This window comes from Streptomyces sp. W1SF4 (assembly GCF_003950035.1).
Lineage (GTDB): Bacteria > Actinomycetota > Actinomycetes > Streptomycetales > Streptomycetaceae > Streptomyces > Streptomyces racemochromogenes.
Genome location: NZ_CP034350.1, coordinates 5605251 through 5628141 on the forward strand (window position 1 = coordinate 5605251; position 22891 = coordinate 5628141).

Genomic DNA, 22891 nt, shown 5'->3' on the forward strand with positions numbered 1-22891 from the left:
GCGGAAGCGGCGGAGGGTGCCGCGGGGGCGGCAAGGGCGGCCGAAGACGTACTGCGGATGCTTGCGGAGAGTGACCAGACGCTGGCGGTCGCGGAATCGCTGACCGGCGGGATGGTGGCCGCCGAGTTGACGGCCGTGCCGGGGGCCTCGCGGGCCTTCCGCGGCTCGGTCACCGCGTACGCCACCGAACTCAAGCACCGCGTCCTCGGGGTGGACGCGGAGCTGCTGGCGGCCGAGGGCGCGGTGAACGCGCAGGTCGCCGAGGAGATGGCCGCCGGTGTGCGGCGGGTGCTGGGCGCGTCGTGGGGGATCGCGACGACCGGGGTGGCCGGCCCGGACCCCCAGGACGGGCAGCCCGTGGGCACCGTTTTCGTCGCCGTGGCGGGCCCGGGGGCCAGGAAAACGGCCCGGCTGAGGTTGAACGGCTCCCGGGCGGAAATCCGTAGGGAGAGTGTACGGACAGTGCTCGAACTCCTCTCGAGCGAACTCCGCGAGAATCTGCGGGGGCAGGATACGGAACAGAACGGGGGGATTTGATGTTTGCAGCCCTGAGTGAACACGACATCGCTCCCCGCACGGCCGCGGCGCGAGGCGGTACGGTGGGGCGTGAAGGTTACGGCTACACGGTCAGAGGAGGGAGCCACCGATGATTCTGCTCCGTCGCCTGCTGGGTGACGTGCTGCGTCGGCAGCGCCAGCGCCAGGGCCGTACTCTGCGCGAAGTCTCCTCGTCCGCCCGAGTTTCGCTCGGCTATCTCTCCGAGGTGGAGCGGGGGCAGAAGGAGGCATCCTCCGAGCTGCTCTCCGCGATCTGCGACGCGCTGGACGTACGGATGTCCGAGCTGATGCGCGAAGTCAGTGACGAGCTGTCGCTGGCGGAGCTCGCGCAGTCGGCCGCCGCAAGCGAACCGGTGCCGGCACCGGTGCGCCCGATGCTCAATTCGGTCTCCGTGGCCTCGGTCACGGGCGGACCCGAGCGGGTGACCATCAAGGCGCCCGTGGAAGCGGTGAACGTCGTAGCCGCTTGAGCATCGCCGTTGGGCATGTGAGCGTGGCAGGAGCCCCGCCCGGTGTGTGAGCACCGGGCGGGGCTCCTCGCCGTTCCGGGGGCTCCACGGGGCCGCCGCCCGGCGTTCTGGGTGCGGCGGCGCGGAGGGTGCGGGAGGATGGGCCCGTCCGGGAACCGGCCCTCCGGAGGTCGCCGTGCGGCGGTTGCAGTGCATACCTGTGACGGTGCCCTTCGCCCTGGCCGTGGCGGCGCTGTGGTGGTGGGCCGTGCTGCGGCTGGCGCTGGCGCCGTCCGGAGCGGGCCCGGTGGAGGGCGCGCTCGCGCTCGGCGGCTGGGGCCTGGGGCTGCTGCCGGTGCACTGCGTGCCGGAGCCCGTGCGCGGGGCCGGCCGGGAGCGGTCCCGGGGCGGCGCTACCAGGGCATCGACACTCCGCCGTTCGGGCGCAGGATCTGGCCCGTCATGAAGGACGAGGCGTCCGAGGCCAGGTAGAGCACGGCCTCGGCGATGTCCTCCGGCTCGCCGACCCGGCCCAGCGGGGACATGCGGACCATGGCGGCCTCCGTCCGCTGCTGGACCTCGGGGCCGTGGCGGCCGGTCATGGGGGTGCGGATCCATCCGGGGGCGACGGCGTTGACGCGTATCCCGTGCGGGCCGCTCTCGGTGGCGAGGGTCTTGGTCAGCTGGACCACGGCGGCCTTGGAGGCGCTGTAGCAGAGCAGGCCTGGCTGGGCGGCGTCCACGGCGCCGGAGGCCATGGTGACGACCGAGCCGGGGCGGCCTGCGGAGATCATCGCGCGGACGGCTTCCTGGCAGGTGCGCAGCACGCCCTTGAAGTTGACGTCGAGGATCCGGTCGAGGTCCTCGTCGGTGGTGTCCAGGACGCTGCTGGTGTGCATGATCCCGGCGATGGCGGCCGCGATGTCGAGCGGTCCGGCGGCGGTGACGGCGGCCCGCAGGGCGGCCCGGTCGGTGACGTCGAGGGGGTGGGCGGTGGCGGAGCCGCCGTCCGCGGAGATCAGGGAGGCGGTCTCGGCGAGGCCCCGTTCGTCGCGGTCCGCGCAGTGGACGGCGGCTCCGGCCCGGGCGAGGAGGAGGGCGGTGGCGCGGCCTATGCCGCCGGCGGCTCCGGTGACGAGCGCGGTGCGGCCGGTGAGGTCGTACGAGGCGATCGGTGTGGGCATGCCAGGACCGTACGAGCGGATCTGACGGGGCGTCAACTGTCGGGGTGCTCCGGGACCGGGCCGGACTGGCAGCCAGGGCACCAGTACGTGGGCCGGCCGTCCTGCGGGGCCTCGCGGACGGGGGTGCCGCAGCGCAGGCAGGGGCGGTGGGCGCGGCCGTAGACGAAGAGCCCCCGGCCGGGGCGGTGGCTGCCGGTGGTGTTGCGGGCGCCGCCGTGGCCGGTGTTCGCCGCCAGCAGGCGCTGGGCGGCGGCCGCGATGCGGGGGAGGGTGGCGGCGGGGTCGGGGAGCGCGCCGACCGGCGTCCAGGGGGTGACCTGGGCGAGGAAGCAGAGCTCGCACTTGTAGATGTTGCCGATGCCCGCGAGGTTGCGCTGGTCGAGGAGGGCCTCGCCGAGGGGCCGGCCGGGGTCGGCCAGGAGGTTGGCGGCCGCCCGGGCCTCGTCCCAGTCGGGGCCCAGCAGGTCGGGGCCCAGGTGGCCCACGGCCCGGGCCTCGTCGGCGGTGCGCAGCAGTTCCAGCACGGGGAGCCGGTAGCCGACGGCGGTGGTGGCGGCGGTGGACAGGACGGCCCGGATCTCGTAGGAGGGTCCGCCGCGCCATTTCTCGCCGGGGGCGAAGAGCCTCCAGGTGCCGTCCATGCCGAGGTGGCTGTGGAGGGTGAGGCCGCCTTCGAGGCGGGTGAGGAGGTGCTTGCCGCGCGGGGTGACGTCGAGGACGGTGCGGCCGGTGAGGTCGGCGGTGGCGAAGCGGGGCACGCGCAGGTCGGCGTGGGTGAGCGGGCTGCCCGCGAGGGCGGCGTGCAGCCGGGCCGCCGCGCGGTGGACGCTGTCTCCTTCGGGCATGCTGCCATTGTCCGGCCCGGGGGGTGCCGGTCCCCGCGGACACCGCCCGGGGACGCGCGGAACCCCCCGGGCGGGGTGGCCGCCACAGGGGGTTCGCGGATCAGCGGGGGCGAGGGCCGGGTGGGCCGCCCGTCACTTCCAGGTGAGGCCCTTCTGCGGCGGGGAGGCCAGGTTGTTGTACGGGTCGCCCCAGTACAGGGCGCCGGAGACCTTGGTGCCGGTCGGGGCCAGGGCCACGGCGCAGGAGTTCTGCGACTGGCCGTTGGTGAAGCCCTTCGGCAGCGACTCGCTCGGGCACTTCTCGAACTTGCCCGCGATCAGCACGACGTCGGACTCGCTGCCGCCGTCGAGCAGGCCCTTCATGTGGCCGACGGAGGCGAAGGACAGGTCCGTGTTGCCGGTGTTCTTGACCGTGTAGCGGATGTAGAAGGGGGTCTTGCCCTTCACCTTGTCCGCGATGTTCAGCGAGGCCAGGTCGGACGGGTTGCCCGCGTCGATGCCGGTGACGGTGATGGCGAGCTGGCCGCCCTTGTTGCTGCCGTAGCTGAACGGGACGGTGGCCGCCTCGCCGATCTTGAAGGACTGGCCGGACTTGGCCACCGCGCCGCCGGCGGCGGCGCCGCCCGGGGCGGGGGAGGCGCTCGCCGAGCCGTCGTAGCCGCCCGCCGAGGAGCTGGGCGCGGCCGGGGAGACCGGCTGGGCGGAGGAGCCGGCGGACGCTGCGGCGGAGGGCGCGGCGGGAGCCGCCGGGGTCTCCTCGATGCCGTCCTTGCAGCCGGTCAGGACGAGGGTTCCGGCGACGGCCAGGCCGGCCGCGGCGAGGGTGGTCCTGCGCATGCTGTTGGTGCTCACTGTTCTTGTCCCCCATGACGGGGCACCGCCGAGCGCGGTGCCTGTGATCACCTTTGATAAGCCACGGATAAGCGTCCGGGCCAGCCCGGGAGCCCCTGTGGAGCGGCTGGCAGCAGTTTCGTGACATGCCCAAGACATACGTGTCCGGTCCGAGACCGGACCGGATCCCCGGTCCGGCACGTCAGCTGCGCAGCCGCAGTCCCCTCGGGGTGGCGTGGAAGCCCGCCGCCTCCAGGGCCGGACCCAGCGGGGAGGTCAGGGCCGCCGCCGCGTTGATCCGCTCCACCGTCAGCGCCGGCAGGGTGCCCGCGCGGGAGCCGGCGGCCAGCGCCGCCACGGCCGCCTCCAGCCGCGGATCACCCGGCTCCGGCCAGGCCAGCAGGGTCTTGCCGCCGCGCTCCACGTACAGGGTCAGCTCCCCGTCGACCAGCACCACCAGCGAGCCCGCCTTGCGGCCCGGCTTGTGCGAGGCACCCGCCGGGGGCTCCGGCCAGGGCAGGGCCGCCCCGTACGCGTTCGCCGGATCCGCCGCGGCCAGGACCACCGCGGCCAGCGGCGGCGGGTTCTTCTCGGCGGCCCGGAGCCGGTCCACGGCACCGTCCATCGCGAACTGGGCCGCGCCCAGGCCCTCCACCACGTACCCCCGGCGGGCCTGCCCGCTGTCCTCGAACGCCGACAGCACCCGGTAGACGGCACTGAACCCGCCCTCGACGCCCTCCGCCGCCACCGCCCCCCGGGTGACCACCCCGTGCCGGTCCAGCAGCGTCCGGGCCAGGGCGTGCGCCCGCTGGGTCGGATCGGGGGCCCGCTCGGGCAGCAGCGACCAGCGGCCCGAGACCGTCGGCGGCCCGTTGCGGGACGCCGTCGCGGCGAGGCCGCCGTACCGGCCGCGCGGCACCGTCCGCCGGGCGCGGTGCGCGGTGGCGCCCGCCGTACGGCCCGAACCCAGCAGGGAGCGCAGCGGGGCCAGGGTGTCGTTCGTCAGCCGGCCCGACCAGGCCAGGTCCCACAGCACCTCGGAGAGCTCCAGGTCGGAGGCCTCCGGGTGGCGGGCCCGGACGGACTGGGTGATCTGCCGGAAGAACAGGCCGTACCCGCCGGACAGGCTCTCCAGGACCGCCTGGTGCAGCGGGCCCGCCTCCAGCGGATGCGGCTCGGGCAGCAGCAGCGGAGCGGCGTCCGCCAGGTACAGGGAGATCCAGCCGTCCTTGCCCGGCAGGGCCCCCGCACCCGCCCACACCACCTCCCCGGTGCTGGTCAGCTCGTCCAGCAGCGTCGGCGCGTACCCCGCCACCCGCGACGGCAGGACCAGCCGCTCCAGCGCCGAGGCCGGCACCGGCGCCCCCTGCAACTGCTCCACGGCCCGGGCCAGGCCGTCGATCCCGCGCAGCGCCCCGCCCAGGTGCTGCCACTGGGGCAGGAAGGTGGCCAGCGAGGGCGGCGGGACCGGCTCCAGCTCCTGGCGCAGCGCCGCCAGCGAACGCCGCCGCAGCCTGCGCAGCACCGTCGCGTCGCACCACTCCTGGCCGATCCCCGCGGGATGGAACTCGCCCTGCACCACCCGGCCCGCCGCCGCGAGCCGGTGCAGCGCGCCCTCCGTCACCGCCGCGCCCAGACCCAGGCGGGCGGCCACCGCCGCCGTGGTGAACGGCCCGTGGGTGCGCGCGTACCGGGCCAGGAGATCACCCAGGGGGTCCTTGACCGGCTCGGTGAACGCCTCCGGCACCCCGACCGGCAGGGCCGTGCCCAGCGCGTCCCGCAGGCGGCCCGCGTCCTCGATCGCCGCCCAGTGGTCCGCGCCGCCGATCCGCACCCGGATCGCCCGCCGGGCCGCCTCCAGCTCCCGCGCCCAGGCCGGTTCGGCGCCACGCGCCACCAGCTCGGCGTCCGTCAGCGGGCCCAGCAGCCGCAGCAGGTCCGCCACCGACTCGGCGTCCTTGGCGCGCCGGTCCTCCGTCAGCCACTGGAGCTCCCGCTCCAGCTCCTCCAGCACCTCCGCGTCCAGCAGCTCCCGCAGCTCCGCCTGGCCCAGCAGCTCGGCCAGCAGCCGGGAGTCCAGCGACAGCGCCGCCGCCCGCCGCTCGGCCAGCGGCGAGTCCCCCTCGTACAGGAACTGCGCCACGTACCCGAAGAGGAGGGAACGGGCGAACGGCGAGGGCTCAGGGGTCGTGACCTCGACCAGCCGGACCCTGCGCGCCTCGATGTCCCCCATCAGCTCCGACAGGCCCGGCACGTCGAACACGTCCTGGAGGCACTCGCGTACGGCTTCCAGCACGATCGGGAAGGAGCCGAACTCGGAGGCCACCTGGAGCAGCTGCGAGGCCCGCTGGCGCTGCTGCCACAGCGGGGTGCGCTTGCCGGGACTGCGGCGGGGCAGCAGCAGGGCGCGCGCCGCGCACTCGCGGAACCGGGACGCGAACAGGGCGGATCCGCCGACCTGGTCGGTGACGAGCCCCGAGACCTCGCCCTGGTCGAAGGCAACGTCGGCCGCGCCCAGCGGAGCCTGTTCGTCGTCGAACTCGAACGGCGCGGGCCGCGCCGGGTCGTGGTCGAGGAGGTCCATGGAGAGCAGGTCGGCATCGGGCAGGCGCAGCACGATCCCGTCGTCGGCGTGCATCACCTGGGCGTCCATGCCGTACTTCTCGGCGAGGCGGGCGCCCAGCGCCAGCGCCCAGGGGGCGTGCACCTGGGCGCCGAAGGGGGAGTGGACGACGACGCGCCAGTCACCGAGCTCGTCCCGGAACCGCTCGACCAGGATGGTCCGGTCGTCCGGCACGTGCCCGCAGGCCTCCCGCTGCTCCGCCAGGTAGGCGAGGACGTTGTCGGCGGCCCAGCCGTCCAGGCCCGCCGCCAGCAGCCGCAGCCGGGCGTCCTCGTCGCTGAGCGCGCCCAGCTCCCGCAGGAACGCGCCGACCGCGCGGCCCAGTTCCAGCGGGCGGCCCAGCTGGTCGCCCTTCCAGAACGGCAGCCGGCCCGGCACCCCGGGGGCCGGGGTGACCAGGACCCGGTCACGGGTGATGTCCTCGATCCGCCAGGAGGTGGTGCCCAGGGTGAACACGTCGCCCACGCGGGACTCGTACACCATCTCCTCGTCCAGCTCGCCGACCCGGCCCCCGCCCTTCTTCGGGTCGGCGCCGGCCAGGAACACCCCGAACAGACCCCGGTCCGGGATGGTGCCGCCGGAGGTGACCGCCAGGCGCTGCGCACCGGGCCGCCCCGTGATCGTCCCGGCGACCCGGTCCCACACCACGCGCGGTCTGAGCTCCGCGAACGCGTCCGACGGATAGCGGCCCGCCAGCATGTCCAGCACCGAGGTGAACGCCGACTCGGGCAGCGCCGCGAAGGGCGCGGCCCGGCGCACCAGGGCCAGCAGCTCGTCCAGCTGCCAGGTGTCCATGGCGGTCATGGCCACCAGCTGCTGGGCGAGCACGTCCAGCGGGTTGGAGGGGATCCGCAGCGACTCGATCGCCCCGGTCCGCATCCGCTCGGTGACCACGGCCGCCTGCACCAGGTCCCCCCGGTACTTGGGGAAGACCACACCCGTGGAGACCGCGCCCACCTGGTGCCCGGCACGGCCCACCCGCTGGAGCCCCGACGCCACCGACGGCGGCGACTCCACCTGCACCACCAGGTCCACCGCGCCCATGTCGATGCCCAGCTCCAGGCTGGACGTGGCGACCACGGCGGGCAGCCGGCCCGCCTTCAGGTCCTCCTCGACCAGCGCCCGCTGCTCCTTGGACACCGAACCGTGGTGCGCGCGGGCCAGCAGCGGCGCGGCACCCAGGGCGGCACCCGACTGGGCCATGATCTCCGCCGGGGGCGGGGCGCCCTCGGCGAGGGCCTCGCCCGTGGCCCGCTCGTGGGCGATCTCGTTGAGCCGGTTGCACAGCCGCTCCGCGAGGCGGCGGGAGTTGGCGAACACGATCGTGGAGCGGTGGGCCTGGACCAGGTCCGCGATCCGCTCCTCCACATGGGGCCAGATCGACGGCTTGTCACCGCCCTCCCGGCCCTCGGTCGCAGGGGAGCCCCCCAACTCGCCCATGTCCTCGACCGGGACGACCACCGACAGGTCGAACTCCTTGTCCGAGGGCGGCTGCACGATCTCCACCCGGCCGCGCGGCGCCAGGAAGCGGGCGACCTCCTCCACCGGCCGGACCGTCGCCGACAGCCCGATCCGGCGGGCCGGCCGCGGCAGCAGCTCGTCCAGCCGTTCCAGGGACAGCGCCAGGTGGGCGCCGCGCTTGGTCCCGGCGACCGCGTGCACCTCGTCCAGGATCACCGTCTCCACCCCCGACAGCGCCTCCCGCGCGGCCGAGGTCAGCATCAGGAACAGCGACTCCGGCGTGGTGATCAGGATGTCCGGCGGGCGCGTCGCCAGCGCCCGGCGCTCGGCGGCCGGGGTGTCGCCCGAGCGGATCCCCACCCGGACGTCCGGCTCGGGCAGCCCCAGCCGGGCCGACTCCTGCCGGATCCCCGTCAGCGGACTGCGCAGGTTGCGCTCCACGTCCACCGCCAGGGCCTTCAGCGGCGACACGTACAGCACCCGGCACCGCTTGCGCGCCTCGGCCGGCGGCGGCTGGGAGGCGAGCCGGTCCAGGGCGGCGAGGAAGGCGGCCAGGGTCTTGCCGGAACCCGTCGGCGCCACCACCAGCACGTCCGAGCCCTCCCCGATGGCCCGCCAGGCGCCCTCCTGCGCGGGGGTGGGCGTACGGAAGGCCCCCGTGAACCACGAGCGGGTCGCGGGGGAGAACGAGTCGAGCGCAGCGCCTGCCATGCCCCCATCGTGCACCCCGCCTCTGACAACGGGGCCCGACCTGGGCAAACGCCCCGCCGGGCCGGGGCGCAGAATGAGGACATGGGGAAGGACGACGGGCGCGGGCGCGGCGAATGGGCACGGCACTGGCAGTACGAACAACTGCCCGGTCTGGACCTGCTGCGCGCCCACTACGTGCGCCACACCTTCCCGCGCCACGCCCACGACGGGTACGTCATCGCCGCCGTCACCGGCGGCATCGAGGAGATCGGCCTGCCCGGCGGCACCGTACGGGCCGGACCCGGCAGCGTGGTGCTGATCAACCCGGAGGTCGCGCACACCGCCCGAGCCGGGGTCCCCGAGGGCTGGGCGTACGCCACCCTCTACTCCCCGCGCGAGCTGATCGCCGAGGTCGCCGCCGAGATCGCCACCCCGCGCGGCACCCCCGGCTTCACCACCGACATGGTCGCCGACGCGCAGGGCGCACGGGCCATCACCGAGGTCCACCGGGCCGCCGAGGCCGGGAACGCGCTGGCCGCCGACACCCTGCTGCGGAGCGTGGTGGCCCGCATGCTCAGCCGGCACGCGGGCCCGCTGCCGGCCCGCCCCGTGCGCGGCGCGGGCGCCGCCGACGCCGAACGGGCCCGGGCCGTGCTGGAGGAGCGGATGGCCGCGCCGCCCTCGCTGGAGCAGCTCGCGGCCGAGCTCGGCGCCAGTCCGTTCGCGCTGCTGCGGGCCTTCCGGGAGCGGTACGGGATGCCCCCGCACACCTGGCTGACGGACGCCCGCGTGCGCAGGGCGCGCCGCCTGCTCGACGCGGGGACCCCGCCCGCCGAGGCAGCCGTCGCCGTCGGCTTCACCGACCAGCCGCACCTGAACCGGCACTTCACCCGCATCGTCGGAGTCCCGCCGGGCGCCTACCGCAGGGAGCGCGCCGGTTAGGCCCCGCCCCCCACCACGGCACCCACGGCACCCACGGAACCGTCGGCCACCCGCACCGCGCCGCCGGGAGGGCGCGCAAGAACGTACAAGACCCGGCCGGTCCTCCCCGCCTACGTTCGGGGCGTGGGAGAACATCAGATGGTGATACAAGAGGCCTCCGACGGGGCCCCCGGCAGGTCCCCCGGCGCGGTCGACGGCCGGCCGCGGGCCGCCGTCGTACGGGACTCGCTCGGGGTGGGCGTGGCCGTCGGACTGTCGGGGTTCGCGTTCGGGGTGACCGCCGCCGGGGCCGGGATCAGCGTGCTCCAGGCCTGCGTGCTGAGCCTGCTCGTCTTCACCGGCGCCTCGCAGTTCGCGCTGGTCGGAGCGCTCGCGGCGGGCGGCAACCCGTTCACCGCCGCCGCCGGGGCCTTCTTCCTCGGCACCCGCAACGCCTTCTACGGGCTGCGGCTGTCCCAGCTGCTGGCCCTCCCCAGGGCCGTCCGGCCCCTCGCCGCGCACTGGGTCATCGACGAGACCACCGCCGTGGCCCTGGCCCAGCCCGACCGCAGGTCGGCCCGGCTCGGCTTCACCGTGACCGGGCTCGCCCTCTACGTGCTGTGGAACCTCACCACCCTGCTGGGCGCCCTCGGCGCCGAGGCCATCGGCGACACCGCCGCCTGGGGGCTGGACGCCGCCGGACCGGCCGTGTTCCTCGCCCTGCTCGCGCCGATGCTGCGGAGCACCACCGAGCGGGCCGTCGCCGCGCTCGCCCTGGTGCTGGGGCTGGGCTTCCTGCCGGTACTGCCGGCCGGGGTGCCCGTACTGATCGCCGCGCTGGCCGCGCCCGCGGTGCTGTGGATGAAGGGCCGGCGGTCGCCGGAGGGAGAGCGCTCGTGAACGTCTGGATCGCCATCGGGCTCACCGTCGTCGGCTGCTACGCCGTCAAGCTCGCCGGACTGCTCGTGCCCGCCGGGGCCCTGGAACGCCCCGTCGTGCGCCGGCTCTCCGCCCTGCTGCCCGTCGCCCTGCTCGCCGCGCTCACCGCCCAGCAGACCTTCAGCACCGGCCACGAGCTGGTCCTCGACGCCCGCGCCGCGGGGCTGGCCGCCGCCGGGGTCGCGCTGCTGCTGCGCGCCCCGTTCCTGCTGGTCGTCGGCGCCGCCGTGGTCGTCACCGCGGCCGTCCGGGCCCTGGGAGGCTGACCCCGCCGGCCCCGGCCGGAGCCCCGATCGGGCGCCCGTACGCCCGCAGGGTCAGCAGGGCCTCCAGGGTGGCGATCGGCCGCCGCTCCAGCGAGCTGCCCGGCGCCCAGGCCCGGCGGTGCACCGGCCAGCCGCCGTCGGGCTGCTGCTCCGCCGCGAGGAAGTCCAGCGAGCGCCGCATCTCCTCGTCGGTGAACCAGCCGCGGGCCAGCGACTCCGGCCGCCGCGCGTAGTCGTACGGGAACAGCTGCTCGCCGGGGGCGTAGCCGGGGGCGGTCGGGTACTCCGCGCGCCGGTCCGGTTCGAGCACCGCCAGCCGCCGCTCGCGCACCAGCCGGCCCAGCCGGTCCGCGGCCGCCGCGGCGCGGGCCCGGTCGGGGGCGCCGTCGAGGAAGGCCACCGCGCTCTGGACCTCGTAGGGGTGGGTCTGGCGCAGCGTCTCGACCCGCTCCCAGCAGAAGTCCGTGGCCCGGAACAGCCAGGCGTGCCAGATCCGGTTGCGGTGCAGGATCCCGACGACGGGGCCCGTGGTCAGCAGCGTCCCCGGCGGGTCGTCGCACACCGGGTGGTACGGGGCGGCGGGATAGTCCCGGGGGCCGGCCAGGACCAGCGGGAGCGCGCCCTCCGGGGTGGAGACCCGGGTCAGGTGGCGGCAGAGCCGCTCGATGCGCTGCCCGGAGCACCGGCCGAGGGCGTCGAGGATCCGCAGGGCGTGCGCGGTGTGCAGGGGCTGGCTCAGCGGGCCGCGCAGGTCGGGATCGAGCGCGTGCCCGTAGCCCCCGTCGTCGCCGAGGTAGGAGCCGAGGGCGGCGTCGACCGGGTCGGGATCCCCGCCGAGGAAGTGGAACGCGAACCGCCGCTGCTCCAGCACCCGGGCCGTGAGCCAGGTGAACCGCTCGGCGCGGGCCAGCGGGCAGGCCGCGGGGGAGGAGGGGGCGGAGGTGGCCGTCGGGGCCGCCGGGCTCGGTGGGGCCGGGGCGGGAGCTTCGTCTCCAGGCATGCGTGACACCGTAGGGCGCGCGCACGGGGGCGCACGGGAGCAACGGGGCTGGTGCACTCTCCGGGGCGGGATACTGGAGGCATGCGGTTGACGATTTTCTGGGAGCGGATGGCCGAGCACTTCGGCGCGGGCTACGCGGACTCCTTCGCCCGGGACCACGTGATGGCCGAACTGGGCGGACGCACGGTCCACCAGGCGCTGGACGAGGGCTGGGAGACCAAGGACGTGTGGCGCGCGGTGTGTTCGGCGATGGACGTGCCGGCCTCGCTGCGCTGAGGCGGCTCCGCCGCGCGGGCGAGGTCCCGGACCGGCGCGCGGCGGCGGGACGCGGGCCGGCCGGGCGCTGTGCGGCTTCGTGGTCCGGGGCGCGGTTGGGACAGACTGGACGGCGTGGCAGCGACAGAAGAGACGAACGGCCGGACGACGGGCGCGACGGGTGAACGCGCGGCGGCCGGTGGACCCGCGGAGGCCGGTGGACCGACGGGCCACGCGAGCCCGGCGGACCCGGCAGACCCGGCGGACCCGGCAGACCCGGCGGACCCGGCGGACCCGGCGAATGGTCCGGCGGACGGCGCCCCCGCGGCGCCCGCGGGTGCGGGAGCCGTCCCGCCCGGGACCGCCCCGGCCGCGGGAGACGCGCGGATGCCCCGCTGGCTGCCGCGCGCGGTGGTCCTCGTACTGGCCCTGGTGGCCTGCTTCCAGCTCGGCAGCTGGGCCTTCCACCAGCTGATCGGGCTGCTGGTCAACATCCTGATCGCCTTCTTCCTCGCGCTCGCCATCGAACCGGCCGTGGCCAGGATGGCGGCCCGCGGCATGCGCCGCGGGCTCGCCGCCTTCCTGGTCTTCGTGGCCGTGTTCGTCGCGTGCGCGGGCTTCCTCGCGATGCTCGGCTCGATGCTCGCCGGCCAGATCATCGACATGGTCGAGGGCTTCCCGGGATACCTCGACTCGGTGATCGGCTCGATCAACCGGACCTTCCACACCGATTTCTCCCGGCTGGAGATCCAGGACAGCCTGCTGCACTCCCAGTGGCTCCAGAAGTACGTGCAGAACAGCGCCACCGGTGTGCTCGACGTGTCCACCACGGTGCTCGGCGGACTCTTCAAGCTCCTGACGATCTTCCTGTTCTCCTTCTACTTCGCCGCCGACGGGCCCAGGCTGCGGCGCGCGCTGTGCTCCGTGCTGCCGCCCGCCAAGCAGCGCGAGGTGCTCCGGGCCTGGGAGATCGCCGTGGCGAAGACCGGCGGCTACCTGTACTCGCGCGGACTGATGGCGCTGATCTCCGGCATCGCGCACTACGTCCTGTTCGTGGTGCTCGGCGTGCCGTACGCGCCCGCCCTCGCCGTGTGGGTGGGGCTGGTCTCCCAGTTCATCCCCACCATCGGCACCTACCTGGCGGGCGCGCTGCCGATGCTGATCGCCTTCGCCGCCGATCCCTGGGACGCGCTGTACGTCCTCGGATTCGTGGTGATCTACCAGCAGTTCGAGAACTACGTCCTGCAGCCGAAGCTGACCTCCAGGACCGTGGACATCCACCCCGCGGTGGCCTTCGGCTCGGTCATCGCGGGCACCGCCCTGCTGGGCGCGGTCGGGGCGCTCATCGCGATCCCGGCCGTCGCCACCCTGCAGGCCTTCCTCGGCGCGTACGTGAAGCGGTACGAGCTGACGGGCGCGGCGGCCGACGAGGCTACTGCGCCGCGTCCCCGCCGAGTACGCCTGCGAGGACTTCGGTGACGGTCGCCTCGGCGGCCGCCTTGTCGAGGCCGGCGGCGCTGAGCGGACCCTCGCCGTTCTCCTGCTCCAGGAGCGCGAGCAGGACGTGCTCGGTGCCGACGTAGCCGTGGCCCAGGCGCAGGGCCTCGCGGAAGGTGAGCTCCAGGACCTTCTTGGCGTTCGCGTCGAAGGGGACGAGCTCGGGGACCTCCGCCTGCGCCGGGGGCAGGGTGGCGGCCGCGGCGGTGCGCAGGTCGTGCGGGGCGACGCCCTGGGCGGTGAGGACGTGCGCGGCCAGGCCCTCGGTCTCGCCGAGCAGGCCGAGCAGCAGGTGCTCGGTGCGGATCTCGGCGTTCCCGGCGGCGCGGGCCTCGTTCTGCGCGGAGATGACGACGTTGCGGGCGCGGGGGGTGAAGCGGCCGAAGCCCGCGTTCGGGTCGAGGCCGGCGTCTCCGTCCTTGTCCGCCTTGGGGACGAAGCGCTTCTGGGCCGCCTGGCGGGTGACGCCCATGCTGCGGCCGATGTCGGTCCAGGAGGCGCCGGAGCGGCGGGCCTGGTCCACGAAGTGGCCGATGAGGTGGTCGGCCACGTCGCCGAGGTGCTCGGCGGCGACGACGGCGTCGCTGAGCTGGTCGAGGGTGTCGGAGTGGACCTTCTTGATGGCCTCGATCAGGTCGTCGAGGCGTACCGGATTGGTCATGCGAACGGGTTCCACCGAAGGGTTCGTCATGAGTGCAACCCTAGGTTGACAGCCGGAGGGGTGTCAACCGTTGGTTGTCACCTGGCGGTGCGTGGCTCGCGTATAGGGCCGTGATGCGGAGGGTGCGTAGACCTGGCCCTCATGAGTGTGGACACGAGTGACACGCGTACGGGCCGGGCCGCGAAGGCGGCCGGCCGCGCCCGCCCGGCCCTCCCGAACGCGCTGGCGGGACGCGCCCCGGCGCCCGCGTCGCCCGCCCGGGCCACCGCCCTGCACAGCGGCGGGGTCGCGGCGGCCGCGCTGCTCGCGCTCGTCGGCATCGGTGCGCTCCTGCACGAGCCGGTGCTGATCCCGCCGATCGCGGCGAGCGCGGCGATCGTCTACGGCGTGCCCGCGCTGCCGCTGGCCCAGCCGCGCAGCGTCGTCGCCGGGCACCTGCTGTGCGCGGCGGTGGGCTATCTCGGGCTGGCCCTGGCGGGGGACGCGCCGTGGGTGGCGGCGCTGGGGGCGGGGGTGGCGGTGGGGGTGATGACCCTGGCCCGGACCCCGCATTCGCCGGCGGCGGCGACCACCGTGGTGGTGGTGCTCCAGGCGCCGGATCCGGTGGTGTTCGTACCGCTGCTGGCGGGGGCGGCGCTGCTGCTGGTACTGGCCGGGATGGCCGCGTCGCGGGCCCGGCGGGGGGCGGTGCGCTACCCCGTGTACTGGTGGTGAGCCCGGTGGGCCGGGGCCCGGCGGGGAGGGAGCTGGGGACGGGTCCCCTCCGCCGCCGGGCCGTCAGGCGTCAGGCGGTGGGCTGGGTCTGATGCGTCAGCAGGCCGAGCAGCTGGTCCATCTCGCCGCGCCAGATGCGGTGCACGTTCATCCGGGTCGGTGCGGCCTGGCCGGGGAGCTGCATGCGGAAGGAGCTCCAGACGGCGTTGCGCTTGACCTCGGTGATGCTGCCGACGGCCTCGGCGGGCGATATCGCGAAGACGATCTCCTGGGGGCGGTTGCTCATCCGGCTCGCCTTGTGGAGCACCACGGCCTGCTCGGTGACGGTGACGAAGTAGTAGGAGAGGAACGCCTGGCCGATGAGGCCGAGCATGCTCATCAGCCACACGCTGGGGCCGGCGATGGCCTGGATCGTGACGATGGGCTTGTCGGTGGGGTTGGCCTGGGCGAGGGCTTCTGCCACCTGCTGCTGGATCGTGGCCTTCTTGATGGCCATGGGTCCTCCTGAGCGGAATTTTCACGGCCCCCGTCGTCGGGGGCACCGCAGGGTACCGGCCGTTCGGAGACCGCTCGACCCCAGCCCGGGGCGGCGGCCCATGCGCCCCGGTATGGGTTTCGGCGCCCGCCTCGTGGGGTGTTGGAATGGTTGATTCCTCTTCTGTGCCAAGCCGTGGGCGGGGCTGCCCGGTGCTGGGCGTCGACCAGGCCGCCGTCAGCGAGGCGGCGTGATGAGCCCCGTCTCGTAGGCGGTGATGACGAGCTGGACCCGGTCCCGGGCACCCAGCTTGGTGAGCAGCCGTGACACGTGCGACTTGGCGGTGGCCACGGTGATGAAGAGGTCCTCCGCGATCTCGGTGTTCGACCGGCCGTGTCCGACCAGGGCCAGCACTTCCCGTTCCCGTTCGGTGATGCCCTCGACCGGCCGTGCAGAGCGCTCCGGGACCGCTTCGGGGCGCCCGACGAAGTCGGCGATCAGACGGCGCGTCACGCCCGGCGCGATCAGTGCGTCACCGGCGGCGACCACACGGACCGCCGCGAGGATGTCGTCCAGAGCCATGTCCTTGACCATGAAGCCGCTCGCGCCGGCCCGGAGTGCGCCGTAGACGTTGTCGTCCTCGTCGAAGGTGGTCAGGACGAGCACCCGCGTCGTCGCCCGGTCGGCTGTGATCAGTCGGGTTGCCTCGATCCCGTCCATGCCGGGCATCCGGATGTCCATCACCACGACGTCCGGGTCGACGTCCTTGACCAGGCGGACCGCCTCGGCACCGGTAGCGGCTTCACCGACCACCTCCAAGTCGGGCTGGTCGGCCATGAGTACGCGCAGCCCGGACCGTACCAGCGGCTGGTCGTCGGCGAGCAGGATCCGGACGGTCACCGGGCCTCCACCGGGACTCCGACGGGTGCGGGCAGCGGCAGCCGGGCCGCCACCCGGAACCCACCCCCGGGGCGCGGGCCGGCGCTGAGGTGGCCGTGCAGCAGGCCGACCCGCTCCCGCATGCCGACGATGCCGAAGCCGTGGGTCGAGCCGTTCTCGGTGGCGCCGCGGCCGTCGTCGACGACCTCCACGGACAGCTCCTCGTCTCCGTAGCCGATGGCCACCCGGCAACGCCCGGTGCCCGCGTGGCGCACCACGTTGGTCAGCGCCTCCTGCACGATCCGGTAGGCGGACAGATCGATGTCGGCCGGCACGGGACGCTGCTCTCCGCTGCGGCGCACCTCGACGCACACCCCTGCATCCGCGGTCGCCGCCGCCAGCCGTTCGACGTCGGCCAGCCCCGGCGAGGGTGCGTGCGGTGACTGCTCCGAAGCGGTCGCGTCCCGGTCGGCCCGACGGAGCGAGACCAGCGTGCGCCGAAGGCCCGACAGGGTCTCCCTGCTGGTGGCCTCGATGGCGCGCAGGGCTTCGCGCGCCTGGGCCGGCTGGGTCTGGATGACCCGGCTGCCCACACCGGCCTGGATGGCGATGATGCCGATGCTGTGCGCGACCATGTCGTGCAGTTCCCGTGCGATCCGCAGCCGTTCGGCGGTCACCGCCTCGGCCACCTCCTGCGCACGCAGCGCCACCGCGTGCTCGCGTCGCTCGCGGCTCAGCAGACCGGCCATACAGCATGCGGCCATCGCCAGGACCGCGATCACCCCGTTGACGGTCAGGTTGTCCCCGTGCGCGAAGGCGCCGATCACCAGCAGTTGCACCGCGAAACACACGGCCACGGCGACGATCGAAGCCCGCCGTGCGCAGGTGGCGACGATGACGCCCAGCACGAGGTCCACCGCCACATACGACAGGAACTGGCCCTGGTACGACGGCGCGAGGCCCTCATGGACGGAGTCCGCAGTGCCCGCCACCACGGCCGTGGATCCGAAGAGTGCCATGGCCAGGGCCAGCTGAGGCATCCGCCGCACCACGCCGGCGAGCAGGCTCACGGCCAGGAGTGACCCGACAGCGTGGAGCGTGCCCGACGCCCGCGTCGCGCCCCCCACCAGCAGACCCACCATGAGGAGGTAGGAGGCACCCCCCGCCCAGGCCACGGCCTTCGTTCTCGTCATCGGCGGTGTGCCCTCTCGGGAACAAGGCCTCGGTGCGCGGCATGCGCGGGCAACGGAGTGATCGTTTCGGGGTTCACGCCGCGAGACTAACCGGCCGCCGCGGGCGCGGCATCGGCCTGGGGACTTACGCCCAGGGGCTAATCCGGACGCGCGATTGCCGCCCACGGCCCCATGCCCGGACGGGGGTCCTCTCGGCAGTGTGGGTGCCGTGATCGAAGTCAACGAACTCACCAAGCGCTACGGCAGCAAGACGGCCGTCGACCAGCTGTCCTTCACCGTGCGGCCCGGCCAGGTCACCGGGTTCCTCGGCCCCAACGGAGCCGGCAAGTCCACCACCCTGCGGATGATCCTCGGCCTGGACGCACCCACCACCGGCGCCGCAACCGTCAGCGGTGTCCCCTTCCACCACCACCCGCGCGGACTGCGGCACGTCGGCGCCCTCCTCGACGCCGGACAGGTCCACGGCGGACGCAGCGCCGCGGCCCACCTGTCCGCCCTGGCCCGCAGCAACGGCATCCCGCTGCGCCGCGTGGGCGAGGTGCTCCAGGAGGTGGGGCTGGCCGAGGTGGCCAAACGCCGCATCGGCGGTTTCTCCCTCGGCATGAAGCAGCGCCTCGGCATCGCCACCGCCCTGCTGGGCGACCCGCCCGTGCTCATGTTCGACGAGCCGATCAACGGCATGGACCCGGAGGGCGTGCTCTGGGTACGCCGGCTCTTCCGGCGCCTGGCCGGCGAGGGGCGCACGGTCTTCCTCTCCAGCCACCTGATGGCGGAGATGGAGAACACCGCCGACCATCTGGTCGTCATCGGCCGGGGCCGCCTCATCGCCGACGAGCCGCTACGGGACTTCGCGGCCCGCGGCACCCGCCGCAGCGTGGTGGTCGGGACACCGCAGGGCGCCGAGCTGGCAGCCGTGCTGACCGCGGCGGGCGCCTCGGTCGAGCCGGAGGGCTCGGCGGGCGCAGAGAAGCTCGCCGTGACCGGGCTGCCGGCGGACCGCATCGGAGCGCTCGCCTTCGAGAACCGCATCCGGGTGGACGAACTGACCACCCGTACCGCCTCGCTGGAGGCGGCCTTCATGGAACTCACCGCCGACAGCGTCGAATACCAGGCAGGACAGCCCTGATGACCACACTCGCCTCCGTCGCCCCGACCACCCCCGTCGTCGGCCCGCCCGTCCGCTTCCGGGACCTGATCGCCTCCGAGTGGATCAAGATGCGGTCCCTGCGCTCCACCCCGTGGACGATCGCGTTCACCGTCCTGTTCGTCATCGGGTCCGCCGCCGTGGCCACCCTTGCGGACAAGGCCGCGCGCTCCGGCCCCGCTGACTTCCTGCCCTTCGACGCCTACCCGGCGGCCGGCTACTGGACCCTGGTCCTCGTCGCCGGCAGCATGGGCGCCCTCACCATCGTCAGCGAGTACGGCAGCGGGCTGATCCGCACCACCACCGTGGCCGTCCCGGCCCGCGGCTCGGTGGTGCTGGCCAAGGCGGCCGTCACCGCCGCGTTGTGGACGGTGGTCGGCACGGCCGCCTCCACCGGTTCCCTCCTGGTCTCCCAAGCCATCCTGGACGGGCGCCATGCCGGTGTTCCGATCAACCACCCCGGGGTGTTCCGGGCGCTGGTGGCCTCCGCGTTGCTGGCTCCGGTCTGTGCCCTGGTCGGGCTGGGCCTCGGCGTTCTGCTCCGGCATGCCGCCGGGACCATGGTCGCCAGCGTCTTCACCCTGCTGATGCTGCCCACCATGTTCTCGGAGAGCAACCGCTGGTCGGCGGACGTCAAACACGCGCTGGTGTCGGCCGCCTGGCACCGCCTGGTCCAAACCTGGGAGCCGGATCCCGGCTCCCTGGGCTACTCCGCCACGATCCCCGGCTCCTGGATCGTGTACGCGCTCTGGCCCCTGATCACGGTCGCACTCGCCGTTCTCGTCGTGAGGCGCCGCGACGTGTGACCCTGCCCCCGGTGTGGCGGCCAACCGGGGAGGCCCTCTTGTGGGTTGGGGTCCAGGGTTTGAGAATGCGCATGACAATCGGAAGATCTTCGGTCGTCGCATCCTTCTCCAGAGGGGACCCCCCACATGAACAAGCCTCTCGCCGCCGTCGCGCTCTCCTTACTCCTGACCGGAGTGGCAGCGGCCCCGGCCATGGCCTCGGACGCCGCGCCCGCCGTCGCGGTCACGTACGCGGGCACGGTCGCGCTCAGCAACTGTTCCGGCTCCGTCGTGCGCACCCCGAACTCCCAGCCCGGCGACCCCGCACTCGTCCTGTCCAACGGCCACTGCCTGGAGACCGGCTTCCCGGCGGCCGGCGAAGTCCTCGTCAACCGGGCGTCCAGCCGTACGTTCTCCCTGCTCAACGCCTCCGGCTCGAAGGTCGCCACGCTGCGCGCCAGCAAGATCGCGTACGGGACGATGACGGACACGGACGTCTCGCTCTACCAGCTCACCAAGACCTACGCGCAGATCCAGAGCCAGTACGGGATAGCCGCCCTCACCCTCAACGACGCCCGTCCGACCCAGGGTTCGTCCATCAAGGTGGTGTCCGGGTACTGGAAGCGCACCTACAGCTGCAACGTCGACGGGTTCGCGTACCGCCTCAAGGAGGGCGCCTGGACCTGGAAGGACTCGGTCCGCTACACCTCGTCCTGCAACACCATCGGCGGCACCTCCGGCTCGCCGGTGATCGACACGACGACGGGCAAGGTCGTCGCCGTCAACAACACGGGCAACGAGGACGGCCAGCGCTGCACGGACAACAACCCGTGCGAGGTGGACGAGAGCGGCAACGTGACGGTCCGCCAGGGCATCAACTACGCCCAGCAGACCTACACCCTCGTCCCGTGCATCGGCCCCGGCAGCCAGATCGACCTGAACCGCCCCGGCTGCGCCGTCCCGAAGCCGTAACCCCTGCCCGTCGCCGGGGCCCGCGCGCGGGGCGGGCCCCGGTCGCGGTACCGCTACGGGCTCTCCAGCCAGGCCGTGTACCAGGAGCGGAAACCGGTGCTCACCGGGACGAAGCCGCCCCAGTCGGGGTCGATCTGCCAGACCTCGCCCCGGCGGGGGCCGTTCAGGACCAGCCTGAGGAACATGCCGCAGCCTTGTTCGGCGAGCGTGAGCGTGCCTGCCGTCAGCGCGCTCTGCGGGCCGCGGATGGGGCCGGGCAGGGGAGCGGTGAGGGGGAACGGCAGGGCGAGCCGGCCCGGCAGCCGGTCCTCCTGCCACTCGTCGTCCACGGCCCACTCCTCGCCGGCCTCCGGGCGGGGGGCGGTCAGCGGCAGCACCCCGTGACAGGGTCCTGCGGGGCCGTCGCCCACCTCCGCGACGAAGGACCGGTACTCCCCGGGCAGCCCGATGCCGTGGGACTCCTCGAACGCCCGGATCTCCGCCTCCGGCACCGGCGGCGCCAGCCCGTACCGGTGCGTGTCCGCCCCGAAACGCTCCCGCCCCGGGTCCCCCGCCGCCATCTCCCGTATCCGTGCGCGTACGCCGCGCGCGTCCCAGCCGCTCATCCCGGGACCGTAGCAGCGGGGCCGCGCCCGGCGCGGAACGGTGCCCGCCGGGCTGGGCGTGGCTCGCTTGACACGGAAATCGAACATCCATTCTGATGGGTTATCCACAGCCGATACGGGCGTGGGAGCGCATTGTCAGTGGCAGGCGTTAGCGTCAATGGCGTGAAGCGATCGACTCAAGCAAACCGGGTGGAACCCATGGCAGGCACCGACCGCGAGAAGGCTCTCGACGCCGCGCTCGCGCAGATTGAACGGCAATTCGGCAAGGGTGCGGTCATGCGCCTCGGCGACAAGCCGAACGACCCCATCGAGGTCATCCCCACCGGGTCGACCGCGCTGGACATCGCCCTCGGCGTCGGCGGTCTGCCGCGCGGCCGCGTGGTCGAGATCTACGGCCCGGAGTCCTCCGGTAAGACGACCCTGACCCTGCACGCCGTGGCCAACGCGCAGAAGGCCGGCGGCACCGTCGCCTTCGTGGACGCGGAGCACGCGCTCGACCCCGAGTACGCCAAGGCCCTCGGCGTCGACACCGACAACCTCATCCTGTCCCAGCCGGACACCGGTGAGCAGGCCCTCGAGATCGTCGACATGCTGGTCCGCTCCGGCGCGCTCGACCTGATCGTCATCGACTCCGTCGCGGCGCTCGTGCCCAAGGCGGAGATCGAGGGCGAGATGGGCGACTCCCACGTCGGTCTCCAGGCCCGTCTGATGAGCCAGGCCCTCCGCAAGATCACCGGTGCGCTGAACCAGTCCAAGACCACCGCGATCTTCATCAACCAGCTCCGCGAGAAGATCGGTGTGATGTTCGGCTCGCCCGAGACCACGACCGGTGGCCGCGCGCTGAAGTTCTACGCCTCCGTGCGCATCGACATCCGCCGCATCGAGACGCTCAAGGACGGCACCGAGGCGGTCGGCAACCGCACCCGTTGCAAGGTCGTCAAGAACAAGGTCGCGCCCCCCTTCAAGCAGGCCGAGTTCGACATCCTCTACGGCCAGGGCATCAGCCGCGAGGGCGGCCTGATCGACATGGGCGTGGAGCACGGCTTCATCCGCAAGGCCGGCGCCTGGTACACGTACGAGGGCGACCAGCTGGGCCAGGGCAAGGAGAACGCCCGCAACTTCCTCAAGGACAACCCCGACCTCGCCAACGAGATCGAGCGGAAGATCAAGGAGAAGCTCGGCGTGGGCGTCCGCAAGGACAGCGAGGGCACCGAGCCCGCCGCTGCCGCCGCACCGGCCGACGCCTCGGTGCCCGCCCCGGCGTCGAAGGCCAAGCCCGCGGCCAAGGCCGCCGTGGCCAAGAGCTGACCGTGCGGGAAGAGCAGGAGAGGGGCGGCAGAGCGAGGAGCGGCGGCCGTGAAGGCCGCCAGCAGCTGCCGCCCCAGAGTCCCGAGGAGCAGGCGCGGGCGATCTGCCTGCGCCTGCTCACCGGGATGCCGCGCACCCGGCGGCAGCTGGAGGATGCCCTGGCGAAACGGGGCATCCCCGAGGAGGTGTCGCAGGAGGTCCTCTCCCGGTACGAGGAAGTGGGCCTGATCGACGACGCCGCCTTCGCCGGGGCCTGGGTGGAGTCCCGGCACCGCGGCCGGGGCCTGGCCCGCCGGGCGCTCGCGCAGGAGCTCCGGACCAAGGGGGTGCACACCACCCTCGTCCAGGAGGCGCTGGAACAGCTGGACTCCGAGCAGGAGGAGCAGACCGCCCGGGAACTCGTGGAGCGCAAGCTCCGCAGCACCCGCGGCCTGGAGCGGGACAAGCGGATCCGGCGCCTCGCCGGCATGCTCGCCCGCAAGGGATACCCGGAGGGCATGGCCCTGCGGGTGGTCCGGCGCGCACTGGAGGCCGAGGGCGAGGACGCCGACGACCTGGGGTACCCCGGGGACTGAGCCGGGCCCCCGGGCGGGGGGCCTGAGCGGCGGGGCCGAGCGGGGGGCCTGAGCGGCGGGGC

The 22891-nt window shown here is 73.9% G+C and carries 22 protein-coding genes and 1 pseudogene; 13 read left to right on the forward strand and 10 right to left on the reverse strand.

Annotated elements, in window-relative coordinates; all coding sequences use genetic code 11:
• The first annotated feature begins 57 nt into the window (after positions 1–57).
• Both D1J60_RS26345 and D1J60_RS26350 read left to right on the forward strand, forming a co-directional pair.
• On the forward strand, positions 58–537 hold the full coding sequence (locus D1J60_RS26345; RefSeq protein ID WP_125605470.1) for a CinA family protein: 480 nt from the start codon (positions 58–60) through the stop codon (positions 535–537).
• Positions 538–646: 109 nt separating this feature from the next.
• Positions 647–1027, forward strand: a complete 381-nt coding sequence (locus D1J60_RS26350; RefSeq protein ID WP_007266936.1) for a helix-turn-helix transcriptional regulator — start codon at positions 647–649, stop codon at positions 1025–1027.
• 392 nt (positions 1028–1419) lie between these two features.
• Here the strand turns inward: D1J60_RS26350 and D1J60_RS26360 are convergent, their stop codons facing one another.
• From D1J60_RS26360 to D1J60_RS26375, 4 genes are all read right to left on the reverse strand, one after another.
• The gene (locus D1J60_RS26360) at positions 1420–2190 is read right to left on the reverse strand and encodes an SDR family NAD(P)-dependent oxidoreductase (RefSeq protein ID WP_125822755.1); all 771 of its coding nucleotides are present in this window, start codon (positions 2188–2190) and stop codon (positions 1420–1422) included.
• Positions 2191–2222: 32 nt separating this feature from the next.
• A complete protein-coding gene (locus D1J60_RS26365) occupies positions 2223–3035 on the reverse strand; it encodes a DNA-formamidopyrimidine glycosylase family protein (RefSeq protein ID WP_125822756.1) in 813 nt (270 codons plus the stop codon).
• A 132-nt stretch (positions 3036–3167) separates the two neighbouring features.
• Positions 3168–3887, reverse strand: a complete 720-nt coding sequence (locus D1J60_RS26370) for a hypothetical protein (protein ID WP_125603167.1) — start codon at positions 3885–3887, stop codon at positions 3168–3170.
• Between the two features lie 181 nt (positions 3888–4068).
• Complete coding sequence (locus D1J60_RS26375; protein ID WP_125822757.1) at positions 4069–8661, reverse strand: ATP-dependent helicase; 4593 nt, start codon at positions 8659–8661, stop codon at positions 4069–4071.
• Between the two features lie 81 nt (positions 8662–8742).
• On the opposite strand from D1J60_RS26375, the gene D1J60_RS26380 reads away from it, so the two are divergent.
• The 3 genes from D1J60_RS26380 (at position 8743) to D1J60_RS26390 (ending at position 10766) form a co-directional block, all read left to right on the forward strand.
• Positions 8743–9582, forward strand: coding sequence for an AraC family transcriptional regulator (locus D1J60_RS26380; RefSeq protein ID WP_125603165.1), 840 nt, complete (start codon positions 8743–8745; stop codon positions 9580–9582).
• 138 nt (positions 9583–9720) lie between these two features.
• Positions 9721–10461: an AzlC family ABC transporter permease gene (locus tag D1J60_RS26385; RefSeq protein WP_125824193.1), complete on the forward strand. Its 741-nt coding sequence runs from the start codon at positions 9721–9723 to the stop codon at positions 10459–10461.
• Positions 10458–10766, forward strand: a complete 309-nt coding sequence (locus D1J60_RS26390) for an AzlD domain-containing protein (RefSeq protein WP_125603163.1) — start codon at positions 10458–10460, stop codon at positions 10764–10766. Before D1J60_RS26385 ends, D1J60_RS26390 begins: the two co-directional genes overlap by 4 nt.
• Here D1J60_RS26390 and D1J60_RS26395 read toward each other — a convergent pair.
• Positions 10735–11766 carry a hypothetical protein gene (locus D1J60_RS26395; protein ID WP_164720974.1) on the reverse strand — a complete coding sequence of 344 codons (1032 nt, stop codon included), beginning with the start codon at positions 11764–11766 and terminating at the stop codon, positions 10735–10737. The genes D1J60_RS26390 and D1J60_RS26395 overlap by 32 nt on opposite strands.
• Before the next feature lie 81 nt (positions 11767–11847).
• Here D1J60_RS26395 and D1J60_RS26400 point away from each other — a divergent pair, with 81 nt between their 5' ends.
• On the forward strand, positions 11848–12042 hold the full coding sequence (locus D1J60_RS26400) for a DUF3046 domain-containing protein (protein WP_125605242.1): 195 nt from the start codon (positions 11848–11850) through the stop codon (positions 12040–12042).
• A gap of 366 nt (positions 12043–12408) precedes the next feature.
• Complete coding sequence (locus tag D1J60_RS26405; RefSeq protein WP_241253607.1) at positions 12409–13500, forward strand: AI-2E family transporter; 1092 nt, start codon at positions 12409–12411, stop codon at positions 13498–13500.
• Here the strand turns inward: D1J60_RS26405 and D1J60_RS26410 are convergent.
• Positions 13454–14209, reverse strand: coding sequence for a Clp protease N-terminal domain-containing protein (locus D1J60_RS26410; RefSeq protein ID WP_125822759.1), 756 nt, complete (start codon positions 14207–14209; stop codon positions 13454–13456). The two genes, D1J60_RS26405 and D1J60_RS26410, sit on opposite strands and share 47 nt — an antisense overlap.
• 111 nt (positions 14210–14320) lie before the next feature.
• On the opposite strand from D1J60_RS26410, the gene D1J60_RS26415 reads away from it, so the two are divergent.
• Positions 14321–14893, forward strand: a complete 573-nt coding sequence (locus D1J60_RS26415) for an HPP family protein (RefSeq protein WP_125822760.1) — start codon at positions 14321–14323, stop codon at positions 14891–14893.
• Between the two features lie 70 nt (positions 14894–14963).
• On the opposite strand, the gene D1J60_RS26420 is transcribed toward D1J60_RS26415, so the two are convergent.
• The 3 genes from D1J60_RS26420 to D1J60_RS26430 form a co-directional block, all read right to left on the reverse strand.
• Positions 14964–15389: a hypothetical protein gene (locus D1J60_RS26420; protein WP_125604784.1), complete on the reverse strand. Its 426-nt coding sequence runs from the start codon at positions 15387–15389 to the stop codon at positions 14964–14966.
• Positions 15390–15605: 216 nt separating this feature from the next.
• The gene (locus tag D1J60_RS26425) at positions 15606–16268 is read right to left on the reverse strand and encodes a response regulator transcription factor (RefSeq protein ID WP_125822761.1); all 663 of its coding nucleotides are present in this window, start codon (positions 16266–16268) and stop codon (positions 15606–15608) included.
• A complete protein-coding gene (locus tag D1J60_RS26430; RefSeq protein ID WP_125822762.1) occupies positions 16265–17440 on the reverse strand; it encodes a sensor histidine kinase in 1176 nt (391 codons plus the stop codon). The genes D1J60_RS26425 and D1J60_RS26430 overlap by 4 nt, the downstream gene beginning before the upstream one ends.
• 208 nt (positions 17441–17648) lie before the next feature.
• Here D1J60_RS26430 and D1J60_RS26435 point away from each other — a divergent pair, with 208 nt between their 5' ends.
• The 3 genes from D1J60_RS26435 to D1J60_RS26445 all read left to right on the forward strand — a co-directional run bounded on the left by D1J60_RS26435 (position 17649) and on the right by D1J60_RS26445 (position 20341).
• Positions 17649–18566, forward strand: coding sequence for an ATP-binding cassette domain-containing protein (locus D1J60_RS26435; protein WP_206436573.1), 918 nt, complete (start codon positions 17649–17651; stop codon positions 18564–18566).
• On the forward strand, positions 18566–19390 hold the full coding sequence (locus D1J60_RS26440; protein ID WP_125822764.1) for an ABC transporter permease: 825 nt from the start codon (positions 18566–18568) through the stop codon (positions 19388–19390). Before D1J60_RS26435 ends, D1J60_RS26440 begins: the two co-directional genes overlap by 1 nt.
• Before the next feature lie 126 nt (positions 19391–19516).
• A complete protein-coding gene (locus D1J60_RS26445; RefSeq protein ID WP_125604786.1) occupies positions 19517–20341 on the forward strand; it encodes a serine protease in 825 nt (274 codons plus the stop codon).
• A 53-nt stretch (positions 20342–20394) separates the two neighbouring features.
• On the opposite strand, the gene D1J60_RS26450 is transcribed toward D1J60_RS26445, so the two are convergent.
• Positions 20395–20946 (reverse strand): SMI1/KNR4 family protein, encoded by a 552-nt coding sequence (locus D1J60_RS26450; RefSeq protein ID WP_125822765.1) that lies wholly within the window; start codon positions 20944–20946, stop codon positions 20395–20397.
• 198 nt (positions 20947–21144) lie between these two features.
• Between D1J60_RS26450 and recA the strand changes: the two genes are divergently transcribed.
• Together recA and recX are read left to right on the forward strand one after the other, a co-directional pair.
• A complete protein-coding gene (gene recA, locus D1J60_RS26455; protein ID WP_125604791.1) occupies positions 21145–22254 on the forward strand; it encodes a recombinase RecA in 1110 nt (369 codons plus the stop codon).
• Positions 22164–22829, forward strand: a pseudogene (gene recX, locus D1J60_RS26460) (recombination regulator RecX); the annotation flags it as partial. The gene recA and the pseudogene recX, both read left to right, overlap by 91 nt.
• Positions 22830–22891: the final 62 nt, after the last annotated feature.

Coding starts and splice junctions, on each gene's coding strand:
- D1J60_RS26345 (WP_125605470.1), top strand. CDS start 58: ATGCTTGCGGAGAGTGACCAGACGCTGGCGGTCGCGGAATCGCTGACC.
- D1J60_RS26350 (WP_007266936.1), top strand. CDS start 647: ATGATTCTGCTCCGTCGCCTGCTGGGTGACGTGCTGCGTCGGCAGCGC.
- D1J60_RS26360 (WP_125822755.1), bottom strand. CDS start 2,190: ATGCCCACACCGATCGCCTCGTACGACCTCACCGGCCGCACCGCGCTC.
- D1J60_RS26365 (WP_125822756.1), bottom strand. CDS start 3,035: ATGCCCGAAGGAGACAGCGTCCACCGCGCGGCGGCCCGGCTGCACGCC.
- D1J60_RS26375 (WP_125822757.1), bottom strand. CDS start 8,661: ATGGCAGGCGCTGCGCTCGACTCGTTCTCCCCCGCGACCCGCTCGTGG.
- D1J60_RS26380 (WP_125603165.1), top strand. CDS start 8,743: ATGGGGAAGGACGACGGGCGCGGGCGCGGCGAATGGGCACGGCACTGG.
- D1J60_RS26385 (WP_125824193.1), top strand. CDS start 9,721: ATGGTGATACAAGAGGCCTCCGACGGGGCCCCCGGCAGGTCCCCCGGC.
- D1J60_RS26395 (WP_164720974.1), bottom strand. CDS start 11,766: ATGCCTGGAGACGAAGCTCCCGCCCCGGCCCCACCGAGCCCGGCGGCC.
- D1J60_RS26400 (WP_125605242.1), top strand. CDS start 11,848: ATGCGGTTGACGATTTTCTGGGAGCGGATGGCCGAGCACTTCGGCGCG.
- D1J60_RS26405 (WP_241253607.1), top strand. CDS start 12,409: ATGCCCCGCTGGCTGCCGCGCGCGGTGGTCCTCGTACTGGCCCTGGTG.
- D1J60_RS26410 (WP_125822759.1), bottom strand. CDS start 14,209: ATGACGAACCCTTCGGTGGAACCCGTTCGCATGACCAATCCGGTACGC.
- D1J60_RS26415 (WP_125822760.1), top strand. CDS start 14,321: ATGAGTGTGGACACGAGTGACACGCGTACGGGCCGGGCCGCGAAGGCG.
- D1J60_RS26420 (WP_125604784.1), bottom strand. CDS start 15,389: ATGGCCATCAAGAAGGCCACGATCCAGCAGCAGGTGGCAGAAGCCCTC.
- D1J60_RS26430 (WP_125822762.1), bottom strand. CDS start 17,440: ATGACGAGAACGAAGGCCGTGGCCTGGGCGGGGGGTGCCTCCTACCTC.
- D1J60_RS26440 (WP_125822764.1), top strand. CDS start 18,566: ATGACCACACTCGCCTCCGTCGCCCCGACCACCCCCGTCGTCGGCCCG.
- D1J60_RS26445 (WP_125604786.1), top strand. CDS start 19,517: ATGAACAAGCCTCTCGCCGCCGTCGCGCTCTCCTTACTCCTGACCGGA.
- D1J60_RS26450 (WP_125822765.1), bottom strand. CDS start 20,946: ATGAGCGGCTGGGACGCGCGCGGCGTACGCGCACGGATACGGGAGATG.
- recA (WP_125604791.1), top strand. CDS start 21,145: ATGGCAGGCACCGACCGCGAGAAGGCTCTCGACGCCGCGCTCGCGCAG.